Consider the following 17,324-nt stretch of genomic DNA (forward strand, 5'->3'; position numbering starts at 1 on the left):
GGCATTTTTCATGGCAAAAACCACAACAACCATCCCCTTCCCGCCTTCCGCCCGCATCCGCCTGATATAAAAATAAATCTATTTTTACCCTCAAGTTTCTTTAAATCATGTCGTCTAGCGCGCGGCCGACGGCAAACTGAAGGGCTAAAAATTAAAATTTAAAGCACTTTTCGCCATAAATTTTCCCGCAGAGCAACCGTTACCCTAAACAACAGCGGCTTGATTGTCCCGGAACAGCGGGGCAGGCCAAAGTGACTAGCACATAGCGCAATGAAGTACCTGTTTGGAGAATTATCATGGCTGCAGTAATTAATACCAACATCTCGTCCCTGAATTCGCAACGCAACCTGTCGACCTCGCAGTCGGCCCTGAGCACCTCGCTGCAACGCCTGTCCTCCGGCATGCGCATCAACAGCGCCAAGGATGACGCCGCTGGTCTGGCAATTTCCGACCGTATGACGTCGCAAATCCGCGGCATGACCCAAGCGACCCGCAACGCCAACGACGGCGTCTCGCTGGCCCAGACGGCCGAGGGCGCGTTGTCCACCTCGGGCGACATCCTGCAACGCATCCGCGAACTGGCCGTGCAATCGTCGAACTCGACCAACACCGCCAGCGACCGCCAAGCCTTGCAAACAGAGGTCGGCCAGCTGGGTTCGGAACTGAACCGCGTCGCCCAAACCACCCAGTTCAATGGTCAGAATCTGCTCGACGGCACCATGGGCACGGCCAACTTCCAGGTGGGTGCGAACGCCAACCAGCTGATTTCGGCCAGCGGCGCCAACTTCCTGACCAACACCTATGGCAACAACCGCGTAGAAAACGATGCTGTAGCCGTTATCGCTACGTCAAACGTGACTGCCGGCTCGGTCAAGGTGGACGGTTCGCTGGGTAGCGCGACCATTACCACGGCGACCACCGACACGGCGAAATCGATCGCCGCCAACGTCAACAAGGCAACGGCGACCACCGGCGTGACGGCATCGGCAAGAACCGATTTGTCGCTCAAGTTGGGTGCCTCGGAGTCGTACTCGTTCACGATCGCCTCGGACAATACGGCAGCAAACGCCACCACCGTTTCCTTCTCCATGGGCGCCGGCACCACGGCTAGCGATTATGCATCGGGCATCAATGCGATCAATGCCCAGACGTCCAAAACGGGTGTTACGGCACAGTATGACGCCACGAATAGCGGCATCAAATTGACCAATGCCTCTGGCAATGATATCAATCTGGTCAATACAAAAGCTACGAACAACACGGTATTCACCGCATCGACCTATAAAGTCGACACGCCAACAGTGAAAGACGCGCTGACGACCTCGTTCACAGGACTGAACGTGGCTGCCGCCACGGCAGTCGCAAACGGCCGCCTGACGTTCGACTCGGAAAAAAGCTACCAAGTCACGGACACCACGTCGGGCCTGTTGCCTGCAGGTACAGGTGGCACCAAGGGTGCATCCGTGTTGAAAGACGTCGCTTCGCTGGATGTGACAACCTTCGACGGCGCGCAACTGGCCCTGAAAATCGCCGACGCTGCGCTCGCTTCGGTGAACAGCCAACGCGCCCAGTACGGTGCTTTGCAATCGCGCTTCAGCTCGGCCATCTCCAACTTGCAATCGACCACGGAAAACCTGTCCGCATCGCGCAGCCGCATCGTCGATACCGACTTCGCTGCAGAAACGGCCAACATGACCCGCGGCCAGATCCTGCAACAAGCTGGTACGGCCATGCTGGCGCAAGCGAACTCGCTGCCAAACGGCGTCCTGAGCCTGCTGCGCGGCTAATCTCCGATTAGCAAGGCAACAGCGTAGGACTCTGATTCCCCTGCCGGATTTTTTCGGCCGGGGAATTTTCACTAGGAGAGCACCATGACTATCGACACGATAGCGGCCGCCTCCGCGGCCAGGATAGACAAGAATTATGTGTCTGCGGACACGTCACCGGCGCGCCCGGCAGCGCCACGCGCCGCCACGGAAACCGACACGGTTGCACCACAGCAAGCCAGCAAAGAACCCAGCCGCGATCAGTTGAACAAGGCGGTATCGGAGTTGAACCAATCGTCGCAGATGAAGACGCAAGGCCTGGAATTTTCCATTGACGAAGACAGCCAGCGCACGGTGGTCAAGGTCATCGACCAGGAAACCAAGGAAGTACTGCGCCAGATTCCCACCAGGGAAGCCCTGGAATTGGCCAAGACCTTCGACTCGGCCAAAGGTTCGCTGATCAGTCAAAGCGCATGATGATGGCATGGCCCACGGACGTACGGCATCGTGGCAATACGCATCGGCATGACCACGGGGTTCGGTAGCCTGGCTATCGGGCCCCGTTTTTCATTGCTTCAGAAGCAATAACATTGCCTCCCATCCGCGATTTTTCGCCCCCGCTGAAAACAGCGCGGTAAATCCCCCTCTCAAGTCTTGATTGATTCTGCCGATAACAGCTTATATTAGCGTTTTCCTAGGAGCATTCAGTGGCCATCACACCTACACTATCATCCGTTGGCATCGGCGCCGGCGCCAGCGGCCTGGACGTGGGCGCCATCATCGACAAGCTGATGACGGCGGAAGCGGCGCCCCTGGATACCTTTGACAAAAAAACGGCTTCCTACCAGGCCAAGCTCAGCGCGCTGGGCACGCTGAGCGGCGCCGTCAGTACCTTCCAGGGCTCGCTGTCGGCTCTGACCAATTCAAACAACTTCCGCGCCGTCAGCGCCACGCCGTCCGACCCGCTGGTGTTATCGGCCAGCGCCGGTGCCAAAGCCGTCGCCGGCAGCTATAACATCAACGTTTCCCAGCTGGCCCAGGCCCAGACGCTGACGTCGGGCGGCATGGCCAGCAAGCTGTCGACCATCGGCAGCGGCGCCAAGACCACGGTATCCTTCCAGCTGGGCTCGCTCGCCGGCGGCACCTTTGGCGTAACGGGCACGGCACTGGGCGGCAGCACTCTGCTCACGGGTGTGAGCAACGGGTCGGTGATCATCAATGGCACCGCCATACCGACGGATGCCAGCACCAAGAGCGCGCGTGCGCTGGCGGAGGCCATCAACGCCAAGAGCAGCACCACAGGCGTGACGGCCACGGCCCAGCCGACGGCCAGCAACGCCACCATGTTCAATGGTTTCGGCAGTATTGCCACCGGCGCGGACGGCACCTATTCCTTGTCGGTGGGCGGCATCGAGATCGTAACCCAGGGTAACGGCGTCGCCGCAGGCGGCGGCATCACGGCAGCCTCGCTCGATACGACGCTGGCTGGTCCGAATGCCGTCTCGAATGCACTGGCCGCGGCCAACATCACCGTCACCGGCAAGGCGGCCGACGGCACCTTGCAATTCACGCGTGCCGATGGCTCCAATCTCAACATCGAAGAAGTGGTCACAGGCAGCGTCATGGGGGGTATCGGCCATGCCTCGAACTCGGTCAATGATGGCTCGAATGTCACGCTTGCCAGCTCGCTCACCCTGGCCTCGGGCAATGCCAGCCCCATCACCGTGGCCGGCAGCAATCCGGCTGCAGCCGGCCTGGTGGCGGGCACGGGCGGCGCTTACATGAATACGAGCTTCACCCAGGATGGCACGCAGGCCACCGGTTCGGTGGTGATCGACGCCACCAACAACAGCTTGCAAGGCATACGCGACGCCATCAATAACGCGGGCCTCGGCGTCACCGCCAGCATCGTATCGGACGGCACGGACAAACCGTATCACCTCGTGCTCAGCTCATCCAAGACGGGCGCCAATTCGGCCATGAAAATTTCGCTCAGCGGCAGCGATGGCCAGCCGGCCGACAGCGCCTTGAACGATCTGCTGTCCTACGACGCTTCCGGCACGCAAAACCTGAAGCAGAACAGCGCCGCGCAAAACACCAATTTCAGCGTCAACGGCATTGCCATCACCAGCAGCTCGAACAGCGTCGATTCGGCCATCGAGGGCGTCACGCTGAGCATTACAAAGGCAGGCAATTCCAGCTTATCGGTAAGCAAAGATACAACAACGGTCAAGACCAGCATCACCGCCTTCGTCAAGGCCTACAACGATCTGAACACATCGATCGGCAAGATGACGGCTTACAATCCCGAAACCAAGAAGGGCGGCGTCTTGCTGGGTGACTCGACCGTTCAATCGATCCAGAGCCAGTTGCGCCGGCAGCTGGGCGCGCCGATTACCGGCTTGAGCAGTGGTATGAACACCTTGAGCCAGGTGGGTATTTCCTTCCAAAAAGATGGCAGCCTGACACTGGATTCAAGCAAACTCGACAAGGCGATCAGCGCCAACTTCGGCGATATCGCCGGCCTGTTTTCAGCAATCGGCAAGGCCAGCGACAGCAACGTCGCCTTCACCAGCTCGACGGCCGCCACCAAGCCAGGCACCTATGACCTGACCATCACCACCATGGCCAGCCAGGGTTCGCTCACGTCCGATGGCGTGCTGGCCGCCAGTACCACGATCGCCAGCGACACCACCTGGAATATCACCCTCAACGATACCGAACCATCGGCGGCCAAGAATACGGCCCAGGTGACGATACCGGCTGGCACCTATACGCCGGCACAGATGGCATCGCTGATGCAATCGTCGATCAACGGCGTGAAGGCTTTTTCAGACAATGGCGCGACGGTGTCCGCATCGATCGATGGCACCGGCAAACTGGTCCTGGTGTCGAGCCGCTATGGCTCCGTATCGAACCTGGCACTGAGCAACGGCACGGGGACTGGCATAGCGAATCTGTTTGGCGCGGCCAAGCCCGTCAAGGGCGCCGACGTGGCCGGAACCTTGGGCGGGCAACCGGTCGTCGGCTCGGGCCAGACCCTGACTGGCGCCCCCGGTTCGCCAGCGGAAGGCTTGAAAATTGAAGTGACCGGCGGAGTCACAGGTTCGCGCGGCACGGTCAGTTTCTCGCAAGGCTATGCCTACCAGTTGAACAACCTGGCCACGTCCTTCCTCGGCACAAACGGCATGATCACCGGACGCACGAGCGGCATCAATGAAACCCTGAAGTCGGTGGCGGCGCAGCGCGACAAGTTCAGCGAGAAACTGACTGTTATCGAAGCGCGCTACCGCGCCCAGTACTCGCGCCTGGACGTGTCCCTGAACAAATTGCAGGGCACGCAAACCTATTTGACCCAGCAGCTGGCCGCCATCGCCGCCAACCGTTAAGCCCAATCATCAGGAGAACTACATGTTTGGAACCCAACAACGCGGCGTCAACGCTTATGCCAAGGTCGGCTTGGAAACAGGCATCGTCTCGGCCTCGCCGCACAAGCTGATCGTGATGCTGTACGACGGCGCCCTGGTGGCCGTGCTCAGCGCACAAGTGCACATGAAATCAGGCAATGTTCCGGAAAAAGGCAAGTCGATCTCGAAAGCCATCCAGATCATCGACAATGGCCTGCGTGCCAGCCTGGACAAGGAAGCGGGCGGCCAGATCGCCGAAGGCCTCGACGCCCTGTATGAATACATGAGTGCGCGCCTGCTGATGGCCAACCTGCACAACGATATTACCCTGCTGGAAGAAGTGCAGCGCCTGCTCACCGACCTGCGCGAAACCTGGAACGCCATCGGCGCCACCCCCGCCGCCATGCCTGGCGCCGATCTGAAACGTATGCCCAGCCTTGCGAGCGCCTGACCCATGATGACCAATCAAGAAGTCCTGACCACCTACGAAGCCATGCAGACCCTGACGGGCCAGATGGTGACCGCCGCCACCAACGCCGACTGGGACGAACTGGAAGCGCTGGAGCAGCGCATCAGCGCGCACGTGGAAGCGCTGAAGGCGAACGAGGCAAAAGTCGTGCTGGAAAGCGCCGGCCGCCAGCGCAAGGTCGCCCTGATCAAGCAGATCCTGGAAGACGACCGCAAGATCCGTGACCTCACCATGCCGTGGATGGCGCAATTGTCCAAGCTGATCAACAGCACCGGCGCCGAGCGGCGCCTGGCCAACGCCTACGGCGTCTAAGCGCCCACGGGGCAAGGTCAGCTATCATGTTGCCGAAGATGGATGCGATCGGCATGACGCCCCTGACCCCGGTCAAGGCCACGCGGGCGGCCGATGCCGTCGCCGACCCGCGCCAGGCCGAGTTCCAGCGCTCGCTGCAGGGACTGATCGGCAAATCCATGCAGGGACAGGTGCTGGCCCGCATGGGCGACGGCAGCTTCCTCGTGCGCGTGGCTGGCACGCCGGCCCGCATGCAGCTGCCCGCCGGCGCCCAGCCGGGTACGGAAATCCCGCTGACCTTGATCGGCATCAATCCCCGCCCCTCTTTTCAAATCGGCACTCACCGCGACCAGGCCGCCAGCCCCCTGCTGACGTATGCGGACGCGGATGCCGAGCCCGAAGCAGCCGACCTGCGCGGCCCCCAGGCCGGCGCCGCCCAGGCTGGCACGCGCGCCAGCAGCACGGCCGCCACCCTGCTCAGCCGCGCACCGCTGACGCCCGCCAATCTGCTGCCGGCCCTGGCCGGCGACACGCCGGCGCCCGAGCTGAGCACCACCGCGCGCGCCATCAGCACAGTGCTCGGCCAGGCCGAAAGCGTGCCCGGCGCGCCTCTGTCGCTGGTCGGCAAGACGCCGCTGATGGCCACGCCGGGCGCCGCCCCGGCCCAGGTCGCCCAGAACCTGCGCGATGCGGTCGGCAGCAGCGGCCTGTTCTATGAATCGCATGTGGCCGAATGGGCCGAAGGCAAGCGGCCGCTGGCGTCGCTGCTGCTGGAGCCGCAAATGCAGAAGGCGGCACAGGGCGACATGGCCAGGACGGGTACCGACCTGGCCTCGGCGCAACTGATCAATTTGCAGCTGCATACGCACGAACAGGCGCGCGTGCAGTGGCAGGGCGAAGCCTGGCCCGGCCAGAAGATGCAGTGGGATATCAGCCGCGACGCGGCGGAAGGACAGCAGCACGAAGGACGCGATGGCGACGAGGAAGCGACGGCCTGGCGCAGCAACGTGCGCTTCCAGTTTCCCCTGCTGGGCGACTTGGCCGCGCACGTGGTCTTGCAGGGCGGCCGCGTGGCCATCCAGCTGCAAGCGGGCAGCGAAGGCAGCGCCGACACCTTGCGCCAGCATGCGGCGCGGCTGGAAGCGTCGCTCGACGCGGCGGGATGGCCATTGTCGTCGTTGACGATCGCCGGCAAGCCGGACGCCGGGGAGCCTTCGGCAGCGGCGGCAAGAGCAGACGATGCTTGACGAGCCCAAGCGCAAGGTGCCGCAGACGGCCGTCGCGCTGGCCTACCAGAGCGGCACGCCGGCGCCCAAGGTGGTGGCCAAGGGCAGCGGCCTGATCGCGGACCAGATCATCAGCACGGCGCGCGAACACGGGGTCTTCGTGCATGAATCGAAGGAATTGGTGGCGCTGTTGATGGATGTCGACCTGGACCGCCAGATTCCGCCCGGCCTGTATCGGGCGATTGCGGAACTGCTGGCCTGGTTATATCATATTGAATCTGCGAATGGCGGGCCCATCCCGCCCCCGCCCGACACCAGCGTCCACCTCACCGATACATAGACAGGCATCAATGCAAGCACATATTCTGGATTCCGGCCTCGAAAACTGGCATGACTTTGAAGTGGAATCGCGGCGGGAAATCATCGCCTTGCTACGCAGCATCAGCGAAAAGAACCAGCTGATCCGCATGCTGATTCACGGTGAATCCGACGTGTGCGTCACTTCCATCCTGGAAGTCGATGCCGAACATAACACCGTCATCCTCGACCGCTCCGTGAACGCCGACCAGAACCGGCGCATGGTGGCCGCCAAGGGCATCTCGTTTGAAACCTCGCTCGACAAGATCCGCATCCTGTTTGCCAGCGCCCTGGTGCAGGAGTGCAATTACGGCGGCACGCCGGCCTTGAAAATTGCTATTCCAGAAACACTGATCCGCTTGCAGCGGCGCGAGTATTACCGCATGACGACGCCCGTGAGCAATCCCGTGCGCGTCTCGATTCCCCTGCCGCCATCGCTGGGCGGCGCCGACACCTTGTTCCCGCTGGCCGACATCAGCTGCGGCGGCATCGCCATCCTCGACAATAAACTGATGCTGGGCGAGACCATCGGCAGGGACTATCCCGGCTGCCGCATCGACTTGCCCGACGTCGGCATCGTCACCGCGACTTTGCAGATTCGTAATTCGCTGGACATGACCCTGCTGAACAACAAGCTGAACCGCCGCCTCGGCTGCCAGTTCGTCGACCTGCCGCGCAGCATGCTGGCGCACGTGCAGCGCTATATCACGCGACTGGAGCGGGAGAGGAATGCGCGCATGGCTGGGTTGGGCTGATAACCCCAGCCGAAAGCTGGGGTCAGACCCGCCGGGTCTGACCCCAGACTTTGCCTTTGGGGTAAATTAAACTTTACACCTGCATATTCATGATCTCGTGATACGCGGAAACTAATTTATTCCTCACCTGCACCGTCGCCTGGAATTCGATGCTCGATTTTTGCATCGACACCATCACGTCCGACAGGCTGACCTTTTCGTCGCCCATGGTGAAGCGCTGGCCCAGCGCCGACGAGGCCTTTTGCGCGCCGCTCACGGAATCGAGCGCGCTCTTGAAGGCATCGGCAAAATTCACCTTCGCCGCCGGCATCTCGGTCTGGATCGCCGGTATTTTCGCCTCCGGCCGCGTGGCCGCCGACTTCAGTTGCGCGATCATCGCCTCGATCCTGCTGCTATCGATACCGCCTGTTTTCACTTTGCCTCCCGATTCTGGTGTGCTTCATCACTGTTCCATGCCTGTTGCACCCAGAGAACAAAACCCTGGCTTGCAAGGCAACGACGGGTACAATAACTTCCGTCACATGTTGCCAGGGTTCCACAATACCAGCGCCAACGCCAGCCGCTCGGCCGAGCAGGCGGCAAAAGCGCCTTCTATTTGGACGATTGAAGCGCGTGACAGTGGCGGATAATTCTGCATATCGCCCCTCCTCCCGAGGAAGCGGCCCCAACGCACCACCGAATACCCGTCAAACCACACGCCCTGGAAGGCAATCATGGCTGTAGCCGAAGAAATCGATGTAAACCGCATACCGCCTGAACCGGCGCCTGCCCGCTCGCCCGTGGAGTCCGTGCAAGCCTTCGCCAAGACGCCGATGGGCAAGAATTTCCTGCGCGGCCTGGGCGTGGCGGCACTGATCGCCATCGGCGTGGCCCTGTACATGTGGAACCAGCCGCCCGAATACAAAGTCCTGTTCTCCAACTACACGGACCGCGACGGCGGCGCCATCACCGCATCGCTGGACCAGCTGGGCATCAAGCACAAGTTTTCCGAAGGCGGCGGCGCCATTCTCGTGCCGTCCGAGCAAGTCCACGACGCGCGCCTGAAACTGGCGGCGCAAGGCTTGCCGAAGGGCGGCAACGTGGGTTTCGAGCTGATGGAAAACCAGAAGCTGGGCGTGTCGCAATTCCTGGAACAGGTCAATTTCCAGCGCGCGCTGGAAGGCGAACTGGCGAAATCGATCGAATCGGTGTCCGCCGTCGACACGGCGCGCGTCCATCTGGCCCTGCCCAAACCGTCCGTCTTCGTGCGCGAACAGCAGAAACCGACAGCGTCCGTGCTGCTGAACCTGCATCCGGGCCGCGGCCTGGACCAGTTGCAGGTGAGCGCCATCGTGCACCTGGTGGCGTCCAGCGTGCCGGAATTGCTGCCGATCAATGTCACCGTGGTCGACCAGGCCGGCACGCTGCTGTCGAACCAGGAAAAGGACAAGGACCGCGCCAACGGCATCAAGAGCCTGGACCCGAACCAGTTAAAGTACGTGCAGCAGTTGCAGCAAAGCGTGATCAAGCAGGTCGAATCGATCCTGCTGCCCATCGTCGGCGAAGGCAATGTGCGCGCCGAAGCGACGGCCGACGTGGATTTCTCGCAAAGCGAGCAGGCGGCGGAAACCTACAAGCCGAATTCGCCGCCGGAAGCGTCCACCATCCGCAGCCAGCAAACGAGCGAATCGACGGGCGCCGGCAATGCCAACCCGTCCGGCGTGCCGGGTGCGCTGTCGAACCAGCCGCCAGGCGTGGCGACGGCGCCATTGACGGCCGAGGCGCCTGGCGCACCGGGCGGCGCGCCGACGGCACCGACCCAGAAGGAGTCGACGACGAATTATGAAGTTGACAAGACCGTGCGCTACGAACAGAAATCCATGGGCGGCTTGCGCCGCCTGTCGGTAGCCGTCGTCGTCAACTACCGCCGCAGCTTCGACAAGGATGGCAAGGTCACGGTCAAGCCGATTTCCCCTGCCGAAATGGTCCAGATCAATAATCTGGTGAAGGAAGCGATGGGCTACAACAAGGAGCGCGGCGACAGCTTCAGCGTGGCCAATTCGCCCTTCGACGGCATCGACCGCGCGCCGGAAGGCAAGCTGGAGTGGTGGCGCGACCCGGCCAACTTGCCGCTGGCCAAGGAACTGGCGAAATTCCTCATCACGGCCCTGATCCTGCTGTATATCTTCATCAAGATCGTGCGTCCGATGCTGCGCCCCGTGATGCGCAAGATCGACGATTTCGGCGCGCCGCCGCCCGTCATCGAGCCGGAACTGGCCAAGGACGGCGAAGCAAACGAAGTCCTGCTCAGCGAAGCGGAACTGGAAGAACTGGAAGAAGACACTGCCCGCGGTTATCGCGAAAACCTGGCGATGGCCAGAAAACTGGCGCAGGAAGACCCGCGCGTGGTGGCCAACGTGATCAAAGCATGGATAGGCAATAATGACTGAGACAACGGGACTGCAAAAAGCATCGATACTGATGCTGGCACTGGGCGAGAGCGAAGCGGCCGAGGTCATGAAATTCCTCGGCCCGCGCGAAGTGCTGAAACTGGGCGCCGCCATGGCCACCATGAAGGGCATCGCGCACGAGCAGGTGGTCGAAGTGCTCGACGACTTCCGCGCGCAGACGGAACTCAACTCCACCGTCGGCCTCGATTCGGACGAATACATCCGCCAGGTGCTGACCAAGGCGCTGGGCGACGACAAGGCGTCCGTGCTGCTGTCGCGCATCCTGGGCGGCAAGGATGCGTCCGGCATCGAATCGCTGAAATGGATGGATTCGCAATCCGTGTCCGAGCTGATCCGCAACGAACACCCGCAGATCATCGCCACCATCCTGGTCCACCTGGAACGCGACCAGGCGTGCGAAATCCTCGGCCATTTCACGGACCGCCTGCGCAACGACGTGGTCTTGCGCATCGCCACCCTGGACGGCGTGCAGCCGGCCGCCTTGCGCGAGCTCAACGACGTGCTGACAAAGTTACTTTCGGGCAATGAGAATATCAAGAAATCGTCGCTGGGCGGCGTGCGCGCGGCGGCCGAGATCCTGAACTTCATGAGCGGCGAGCAGGAAGGCTCCGTCATGGACAATATCAAGAACTACGACAACGACATGGCGCAAAAGATCATGGACGAAATGTTCGTGTTCGACAACGTGATCGATATCGACGACCGCGGCATCCAGCTGCTGCTGCGCGAAGTGCAGTCGGAAATGCTGATCATCGCCCTGAAAGGCGCCTCGCAAGAGCTGCGCGACAAGATCTTCAAGAACATGTCGCAGCGCGCCGGCGAGATGATGCGCGAAGACCTGGAATCGAAAGGCCCCGTGCGCCTGTCGGAAGTGGAGTCGCAGCAGAAACAGATCCTGCAGATCGTGCGCCGCCTGGCGGACGAGGGGCAGATTGTATTAGGCGGAAAAGGCGAGGATTCGTTTGTCTAATTTGATTCCCAAAGAGCAGCAAACGGCCTACCAGCGCTGGGAAATGACCTCGTTTGGCGACGAGCGTCCCAGCGTGGTGGCGGCGCGCAAGCTGCTCGAACCGGAGCCCGAACCCGAGTTCGACCCATTTGCCGAGCTGCACGAGGAAGAGCCGGCCCCGCCGCTCGAATACCCGACGCAGGAAGAACTCGACGCCATCCGCGAGGAAGCGCGCGCCACGGCCTTCGATGAGGGCCGCGCGGCCGGCTATGCGGAAGGCCATGCGGCCGGGCATGCCGATGGCCACGCCCAATCGTATGCGGAAGGCAAGGCGGCGTCCGCCGTGGAACTGGCGCATCTGCAAACCATCGCCGTCGACTTCGGCACGGCCGTGCAGCAGGCCGACGAACTGATCGCCCATGACGTGATGGAGCTGGCCCTGCAACTGGCCAAGGGCATGCTGAAGACGGCCTTGCCCGTGCGCCCCGAACTGATGCTGCCGATGGTGCGCGAAGCCATCGAATACTTGCCTGTGCTGCAACAACCGGCCTTGCTGATGCTCAACCCGGAAGACGCGCAAGTGGTACGCGACGGTATCGGCGATGAGCTCGACAAGGGTGGCTGGAGAGTCATAGAAGACCCGACCGTGGAACGCGGTGGATGCAAGATCGATACGGCCAGCAACCAGATCGACGCGCAAACTTCCACCCGCTGGCACCGCCTGACGCATGCGTTGGGCAAAGACCTGGACTGGCTGGCGCCGTGAACGAGCCCGTCAAAGGCCCGACTGCCCATGCGGCGCGCTGGCGCGCCTACCTGAGCGACTGTTCGGCCGTGGTCGGCTTTGTCGAACCGATGCAAATTTCAGGACGGGTCACGCGCGTGGCCGGTCTGGTGATGGAAGCCGTGGGCCTGCGCCTGGCCGTCGGCGCCGCCTGCACCGTGCCGTTGCCGAATGGTGGCCGGGTCGAGGCGGAAGTCGTGGGTTTTGAAGGCGAACGCCTGTTCTTGATGCCGCAAAGCGACGTCGAAGGCATCGTGCCCGGCACGCGCGTGTTTTCCGTCGAGCCGGCCATCCCCCGCCCCGGCAGCGTGGCTCACCCGCGCCGCCGCCCCAGCGACCGCGCGCGCCATCTGCCCGTCGGTCCGCAACTGCTGGGCCGCGTGCTCGACGGCGCGGGCCGCCCGCTCGACCAGCTCGGTCCGCTGCACACGACCGACAGCGCCCCCATCAACGTGCGCCCCGCCAATCCCCTGGGCCGCGCCCCCATCGTCGACACGCTCGACGTGGGCGTGCGCTCGATCAATGCCATGCTGACCGTGGGCCGTGGCCAGCGCATGGGCCTGTTCGCCGGTTCCGGCGTGGGCAAGAGCGTGCTGCTGGGCATGATGGCCCGCTACACGGAAGCGGACGTGATCGTCGTCGGCCTGATCGGCGAACGGGGACGCGAAGTCAAGGAATTCATCGAACAGATCCTCGGCGCCGAAGGCCTGGCCCGCTCCGTCGTCGTGGCCGCGCCGGCCGACACGCCGCCGCTGATGCGCCTGCAAGGGGCCGCGTATGCGACGGCCATTGCCGAGTATTTCCGCGACCAGGGGCAAAACGTGCTGCTGATCATGGATTCGCTGACCCGCTACGCCATGGCGCAGCGCGAAATCGCCCTGGCCATCGGCGAGCCGCCCGCCACCAAGGGCTATCCGCCGTCCGTCTTCGCCAAGCTGCCCGTGCTGGTGGAGCGGGCCGGCAATGGCGAGGAAGGCGGCGGTTCGATCACGGCCTTCTACACCGTGCTGACCGAGGGCGACGACCAGCAGGACCCGATCGCCGATTCGGCGCGCGCCATTCTCGATGGCCACATCGTGCTGAACCGCCGCCTGGCCGAGGCGGGACACTACCCGGCCATCGACATCGAGCAATCGATTTCGCGCGCCGCCCACTCGATCACCACGCACGAACACCAGCAGCAGGCGCGCAAGCTGAAACAGCTGTATTCGCGCTATGAGCGCAGCCGCGACCTGATCAGCGTGGGCGCCTACAGCGCCGGCACCGACCCCGTGCTGGACCAGGCCATCGCCCTGCATGAAAAGATCGAGGCGTTTTTACAACAGCAAATCACGGAGCGGGTCAGCATGGACGAGAGCTTGGGGCAACTTACCACTCTATTCGAGTGATGAGGGCTTGCACAGCGGGAATATAATCAGCCATGGCCTCTCCTTCCCAACTTGCAACCCTGATCGACCTCGCCCAGCGCGAAACGGACGACTGCGCCAAGCGCCTGGGCGCGGCCCTGAAGGCACTCGACGATTGCCGCCAGAAGCTCGACATGCTGTCCGGCTACCGCGACGACTATGCCAAGCGCTTCGAGGCGAGCATGAGCAGCGGCATTACGCCCATGGCTTACCGCAACTTCCAGGCCTTCATGGTCAAGCTCGACAGCGCCATCCTGGGCCAGCAGCAAGTGGTCGAGCATGCGCAAGCGCGCAGCGACAATGAAAAGATGCGCTGGCAGCTGGCCGAACGCAAGCGCATGTCGTACACCACCCTGAACAACCGGGCGCAGGAACAGGCGCTGAAGCTGGAAAACAAGCGCGACCAGAAAGCAATGGATGAGCACGCGGCGCGACAAGCCTATTACAAACGCTAAGCAACACTGAGGCAGCATCATGCAAACCCAGCCAACTCCGATTTCCCAGATCGTCTCGCCGAACGCCACGCCAGGTGCCGCCAACCGCAGCCAGCCATCGACCAGCGGCACGCAAGGCGACTTCCAGCGCACCTTGAACCGCCAGATCGAACAACGCCAGGCCAGCCGCAATATGGCGCAAGCGCCAGCGCCAGCGCCGGCGGCCCGTCCCCCCAGCCCGGCCGCCACGCCAGCGAGCGAGGCGAAGCCGGCGCAAGCGGGCACCGAACAGGCGGCCAGCAGCGAACAGCCGCCGGCGCCAGCTGCCGAGGCAGCTGCACCCGCCAGCGCCGACAACGCCACGGCCGAGGCCAGCGTGCCCGCCGTCCCCGCCGAACCAGTCACGCCGCCAGCCGATCCGGCCGCCGAGATGCTAGCCCTCGTGGGCAGCATCCAGCTGGCCATCCAGCCGCCAGCGGCCAAGGCCTTACCGGAACTGCCAGCGCGCGCCAGCGTCAAGGCCGAGGGAAAGAACCTGGCAACGGGCCCCTTGCTGGCAGCCGGCCAGGGCAGCGGCAAGGCCGCCGCCACCGCCATCGCGCAAGCCGACAGCGGCGACTTTGCCGACAGTCTGGGCCAGGCACAGGGCAAGACAGCCGCCACACCAGGCGCCAGCGTGCCAACCGGCAAAGCCGAATCTGGCAAGCTGGCCATCGACGCGCAGCTGGCAGCCACCGCCAAGGCAGGCGCCGCCGTGGCCGAACCGATCCTCAAGGAAACGCCTGCCGACCTGAGCCGCCTGGCGGCCCAGTTGCAGCCGGGCGCGCTGCAGCAGGCCGCAGCCGCTGTGGCCGTGCCGAGCGACAAGCTGGCGGGCCGGGTCGGCACGCCGGCCTGGGACCAGCAACTGGGACAGAAAGTCGTGTGGATGGCGGCCGGCGGCGACCAGAGCGCCACCCTGACCCTGAACCCGCCCGACCTGGGCCCCGTGCAAGTGGTACTGACGGTCACCAATGACCAGGCCGATGCCGCCTTCATGTCGGCCCAGCCGGAAGTGCGCCAGGCGCTGGAAGCGGCCATGCCGCGCCTGCGCGAGATGATGAGCGAAGCGGGCATCGCCTTTGGCAGCGCCACCGTCTCGGCAGGCACGCCGGAACAGCAAAACAATGGCGAACGTGCCACCCCGGGCGACCGCCGTGGCAACGGCCAGGGTGGCGGCGTATCCGCTGGCGAGATCGCCATCGCGCCGGCGGCAGGCGGACGCAGCCGGCCAAGCCTGAGTGCCGTGGATACCTTTGCCTGAGGCCGATTCGTCGTCCACACGCCACTGGCGCGCCCCACAGCGTAACTTTTCGTCTAAAAACAGCGAGTTGAGGGCGCTTCCGCCCTCTTTTCACTGCATCCTTCTGCGCAGAATTTGCCGATAATGACATAATGGCGTCGTGATCCACTTCCATGCACCCGAGTACCGTTGAAAGCAAATCCAAAAATGAAAGCAGATCCGAAAGCAGATGCAGGCCTGGCTCCCGCCGGCGCCTCGAAAAAGAAGCTTCTGATCATCGTGCTGGCCTCGGTGCTGGTGGCTGGCGGCATCGGTGGCGGTGCCGCCTGGTACTTCCTGCATGGCAAGGCCGATAAAGAAGAAGCGGCGCCCAGCAAGAAAAAACATGCCGCGTCCAAGGCAGGCCCCCCCGTCTTCGTGCCCATCGATTCCTTCACCGTCAACTTGCAGCCGGAAAATGGCGAGCAATACCTGCAAATCGCGTTTACCTTGCAAGCCAGCAGCCCGGAAGAAATGGATAGCATCAAGCTGAACATGCCGAAGGTGCGCAGCCGCTTGCTGCTGCTGCTGTCCGGCAAGAAGGCATCCGAACTCAATACCGTGGAAGGCAAGCAGCAACTGGCGGCCGAAATCATCAATCAGGTGAACCAGCCGTTCGAGGACAAAGGGCCGGAGCAGGACGTGACGGACGTATTATTTACCGCATTCATCATTCAATAAGCAGCCATGGCCGATAATTTCCTCTCCCAGGAAGAAGTCGATGCCCTTCTGAAGGGCGTCAACGGAGACCAGGACGACGCGCAGGCGCCGGAAGATGTCACGGGAGTTCGTACCTACAACCTGGCAACCCAGGAGCGCATCGTGCGCGGCCGGATGCCAACGCTGGAAATTATCAACGAGCGTTTCGCCCGGCTGCTGCGCGTGGGCCTGTTCAACTTCCTGCGCCGCAGCGCCGAAGTGTCCGTCGGTTCCGTGCGCGTGTCGAAATACAGCGAATTCATCCGTAACCTGGTGGTGCCGACCAACCTGAACCTGGTGCACATGAAGCCGCTGCGCGGCACGGCCCTGATGGTCTTCGATCCGGGCCTGGTGTTCCTGCTGGTCGACAATCTGTTCGGCGGCGACGGACGTTTTCATACGCGCGTCGAAGGACGCGACTTTACGCAGACGGAGCAGCGCATCATCCTGCGCATCCTCGACATCGTCTTCGAAGCCTACACCAAGTCGTGGGAGCCGGTCTTCCCCGTCGAGTTCGAATACATCCGTTCAGAAATGAACACGCAGTTCGCCAACATCGCCACGCCGAACGAGGTGGTGGTGGCGTCCACGTTCACGGTGGAATTGGGCTCCGTTTCCGGACAAATCCACTTCTGCATGCCGTATTCGATGATCGAGCCGATCCGCGATTCGCTGACCTCGAGCCTGCAGGGCGAGGCGCTGGAAGTGGACAAGCGCTGGATCCGCCTGATGACGCAGCAGATCCAGATCGCCGAAGTCGAGCTGGTGGCCTCGCTGGGCACGGCGCGCGTGTCGTTCGACGAAATCCTGAACATGAAGGTGGGTGACATCATCCCGCTGAATATTCCCGAACTGATCGCCGCCACCGTCGACGGCGTGCCCGTGATGGATTGCACCTACGGCGTGTTGAACGGACAATATGCGCTCAAAGTCGAAAAGTTGCTGGCGAACACCGACAACATGAACAATCACTAAATACATACCCGGGCCGCTGCGGCCCGCATCTGCAC

Annotated in this window: 18 protein-coding genes; 17 read left to right on the plus strand and 1 reads right to left on the minus strand. The window is 62.7% G+C overall.

The genetic code is table 11. The annotated features are described in order from the left end of the window. Positions 1 to 296 precede the first annotated feature (296 nt). The 8 genes from AC54AF_RS09155 (at position 297) to AC54AF_RS09190 (ending at position 8,271) form a co-directional block, all read left to right on the plus strand. Entirely contained in the window at positions 297 to 1,787 is a 1,491-nt protein-coding gene (locus AC54AF_RS09155) for a flagellin N-terminal helical domain-containing protein (RefSeq protein WP_496636299.1), read from the plus strand. An 84-nt stretch (positions 1,788 to 1,871) separates the two neighbouring features. Then, entirely contained in the window at positions 1,872 to 2,243 is a 372-nt protein-coding gene (locus tag AC54AF_RS09160) for a flagellar protein FlaG (RefSeq protein WP_496636300.1), read from the plus strand. Positions 2,244 to 2,473: 230 nt separating this feature from the next. After that, positions 2,474 to 5,155, plus strand: a complete 2,682-nt coding sequence (gene fliD, locus AC54AF_RS09165) for a flagellar filament capping protein FliD (RefSeq protein ID WP_496636301.1) — start codon at positions 2,474 to 2,476, stop codon at positions 5,153 to 5,155. Between the two features lie 22 nt (positions 5,156 to 5,177). Next, on the plus strand, positions 5,178 to 5,624 hold the full coding sequence (fliS, locus tag AC54AF_RS09170; RefSeq protein ID WP_496636302.1) for a flagellar export chaperone FliS: 447 nt from the start codon (positions 5,178 to 5,180) through the stop codon (positions 5,622 to 5,624). Between the two features lie 3 nt (positions 5,625 to 5,627). Further along, positions 5,628 to 5,954, plus strand: a complete 327-nt coding sequence (locus tag AC54AF_RS09175; protein ID WP_496636303.1) for a flagellar protein FliT — start codon at positions 5,628 to 5,630, stop codon at positions 5,952 to 5,954. A 26-nt stretch (positions 5,955 to 5,980) separates the two neighbouring features. Next, on the plus strand, positions 5,981 to 7,180 hold the full coding sequence (gene fliK / locus AC54AF_RS09180) for a flagellar hook-length control protein FliK (protein WP_496636304.1): 1,200 nt from the start codon (positions 5,981 to 5,983) through the stop codon (positions 7,178 to 7,180). Continuing rightward, positions 7,173 to 7,499 carry an EscU/YscU/HrcU family type III secretion system export apparatus switch protein gene (locus tag AC54AF_RS09185; RefSeq protein ID WP_496636305.1) on the plus strand — a complete coding sequence of 109 codons (327 nt, stop codon included), beginning with the start codon at positions 7,173 to 7,175 and terminating at the stop codon, positions 7,497 to 7,499. The genes fliK and AC54AF_RS09185 overlap by 8 nt, the downstream gene beginning before the upstream one ends. A gap of 10 nt (positions 7,500 to 7,509) precedes the next feature. Next, positions 7,510 to 8,271 carry a flagellar regulator YcgR PilZN domain-containing protein gene (locus AC54AF_RS09190; RefSeq protein WP_131687761.1) on the plus strand — a complete coding sequence of 254 codons (762 nt, stop codon included), beginning with the start codon at positions 7,510 to 7,512 and terminating at the stop codon, positions 8,269 to 8,271. A 73-nt stretch (positions 8,272 to 8,344) separates the two neighbouring features. Here AC54AF_RS09190 and fliE read toward each other — a convergent pair whose 3' ends face one another. Beyond that, entirely contained in the window at positions 8,345 to 8,647 is a 303-nt protein-coding gene (gene fliE, locus AC54AF_RS09195; protein ID WP_230539976.1) for a flagellar hook-basal body complex protein FliE, read from the minus strand. Between fliE and AC54AF_RS09200 the strand changes: the two genes are divergently transcribed. From AC54AF_RS09200 to fliM, 9 genes are all read left to right on the plus strand, one after another. Next, positions 8,544 to 8,900: a hypothetical protein gene (locus tag AC54AF_RS09200; protein WP_496636362.1), complete on the plus strand. Its 357-nt coding sequence runs from the start codon at positions 8,544 to 8,546 to the stop codon at positions 8,898 to 8,900. The two genes, fliE and AC54AF_RS09200, sit on opposite strands and share 104 nt — an antisense overlap. 84 nt (positions 8,901 to 8,984) lie before the next feature. Then, entirely contained in the window at positions 8,985 to 10,700 is a 1,716-nt protein-coding gene (fliF, locus tag AC54AF_RS09205; RefSeq protein WP_215409968.1) for a flagellar basal-body MS-ring/collar protein FliF, read from the plus strand. Further along, on the plus strand, positions 10,693 to 11,691 hold the full coding sequence (fliG, locus tag AC54AF_RS09210) for a flagellar motor switch protein FliG (RefSeq protein WP_034787109.1): 999 nt from the start codon (positions 10,693 to 10,695) through the stop codon (positions 11,689 to 11,691). Before fliF ends, fliG begins: the two co-directional genes overlap by 8 nt. Positions 11,692 to 11,734: 43 nt before the next feature. Next, positions 11,735 to 12,436, plus strand: coding sequence for a flagellar assembly protein FliH (locus AC54AF_RS09215; RefSeq protein ID WP_496636360.1), 702 nt, complete (start codon positions 11,735 to 11,737; stop codon positions 12,434 to 12,436). Next, positions 12,331 to 13,842 (plus strand): flagellar protein export ATPase FliI, encoded by a 1,512-nt coding sequence (gene fliI / locus AC54AF_RS09220; protein ID WP_496636306.1) that lies wholly within the window; start codon positions 12,331 to 12,333, stop codon positions 13,840 to 13,842. The genes AC54AF_RS09215 and fliI overlap by 106 nt, the downstream gene beginning before the upstream one ends. A 32-nt stretch (positions 13,843 to 13,874) precedes the next feature. After that, positions 13,875 to 14,315 carry a flagellar export protein FliJ gene (gene fliJ / locus AC54AF_RS09225; RefSeq protein ID WP_035821358.1) on the plus strand — a complete coding sequence of 147 codons (441 nt, stop codon included), beginning with the start codon at positions 13,875 to 13,877 and terminating at the stop codon, positions 14,313 to 14,315. A gap of 19 nt (positions 14,316 to 14,334) precedes the next feature. Continuing rightward, positions 14,335 to 15,597: a flagellar hook-length control protein FliK gene (locus AC54AF_RS09230; RefSeq protein WP_496636307.1), complete on the plus strand. Its 1,263-nt coding sequence runs from the start codon at positions 14,335 to 14,337 to the stop codon at positions 15,595 to 15,597. Between the two features lie 186 nt (positions 15,598 to 15,783). Further along, positions 15,784 to 16,296, plus strand: a complete 513-nt coding sequence (gene fliL, locus AC54AF_RS09235) for a flagellar basal body-associated protein FliL (RefSeq protein ID WP_131687757.1) — start codon at positions 15,784 to 15,786, stop codon at positions 16,294 to 16,296. Between the two features lie 6 nt (positions 16,297 to 16,302). Beyond that, a complete protein-coding gene (gene fliM, locus AC54AF_RS09240; protein WP_101482396.1) occupies positions 16,303 to 17,289 on the plus strand; it encodes a flagellar motor switch protein FliM in 987 nt (328 codons plus the stop codon). Positions 17,290 to 17,324: the final 35 nt, after the last annotated feature.

Source organism: Janthinobacterium sp. JF4 (assembly GCF_059617925.1).

Excerpts from the sequence above, each read along its gene's own strand:
- AC54AF_RS09230 (WP_496636307.1), top strand. The coding sequence starts at position 14,335 with ATGCAAACCCAGCCAACTCCGATTTCCCAGATCGTCTCGCCGAACGCC.
- fliI (WP_496636306.1), top strand. The coding sequence starts at position 12,331 with ATGCAAGATCGATACGGCCAGCAACCAGATCGACGCGCAAACTTCCAC.
- AC54AF_RS09155 (WP_496636299.1), top strand. The coding sequence starts at position 297 with ATGGCTGCAGTAATTAATACCAACATCTCGTCCCTGAATTCGCAACGC.
- fliK (WP_496636304.1), top strand. The coding sequence starts at position 5,981 with ATGTTGCCGAAGATGGATGCGATCGGCATGACGCCCCTGACCCCGGTC.
- fliE (WP_230539976.1), bottom strand. The coding sequence starts at position 8,647 with ATGATCGCGCAACTGAAGTCGGCGGCCACGCGGCCGGAGGCGAAAATA.
- AC54AF_RS09190 (WP_131687761.1), top strand. The coding sequence starts at position 7,510 with ATGCAAGCACATATTCTGGATTCCGGCCTCGAAAACTGGCATGACTTT.
- fliM (WP_101482396.1), top strand. The coding sequence starts at position 16,303 with ATGGCCGATAATTTCCTCTCCCAGGAAGAAGTCGATGCCCTTCTGAAG.
- fliJ (WP_035821358.1), top strand. The coding sequence starts at position 13,875 with ATGGCCTCTCCTTCCCAACTTGCAACCCTGATCGACCTCGCCCAGCGC.
- fliF (WP_215409968.1), top strand. The coding sequence starts at position 8,985 with ATGGCTGTAGCCGAAGAAATCGATGTAAACCGCATACCGCCTGAACCG.
- AC54AF_RS09185 (WP_496636305.1), top strand. The coding sequence starts at position 7,173 with ATGCTTGACGAGCCCAAGCGCAAGGTGCCGCAGACGGCCGTCGCGCTG.
- AC54AF_RS09160 (WP_496636300.1), top strand. The coding sequence starts at position 1,872 with ATGACTATCGACACGATAGCGGCCGCCTCCGCGGCCAGGATAGACAAG.
- fliG (WP_034787109.1), top strand. The coding sequence starts at position 10,693 with ATGACTGAGACAACGGGACTGCAAAAAGCATCGATACTGATGCTGGCA.
- fliS (WP_496636302.1), top strand. The coding sequence starts at position 5,178 with ATGTTTGGAACCCAACAACGCGGCGTCAACGCTTATGCCAAGGTCGGC.
- AC54AF_RS09215 (WP_496636360.1), top strand. The coding sequence starts at position 11,735 with ATGACCTCGTTTGGCGACGAGCGTCCCAGCGTGGTGGCGGCGCGCAAG.
- AC54AF_RS09175 (WP_496636303.1), top strand. The coding sequence starts at position 5,628 with ATGATGACCAATCAAGAAGTCCTGACCACCTACGAAGCCATGCAGACC.
- fliL (WP_131687757.1), top strand. The coding sequence starts at position 15,784 with ATGAAAGCAGATCCGAAAGCAGATGCAGGCCTGGCTCCCGCCGGCGCC.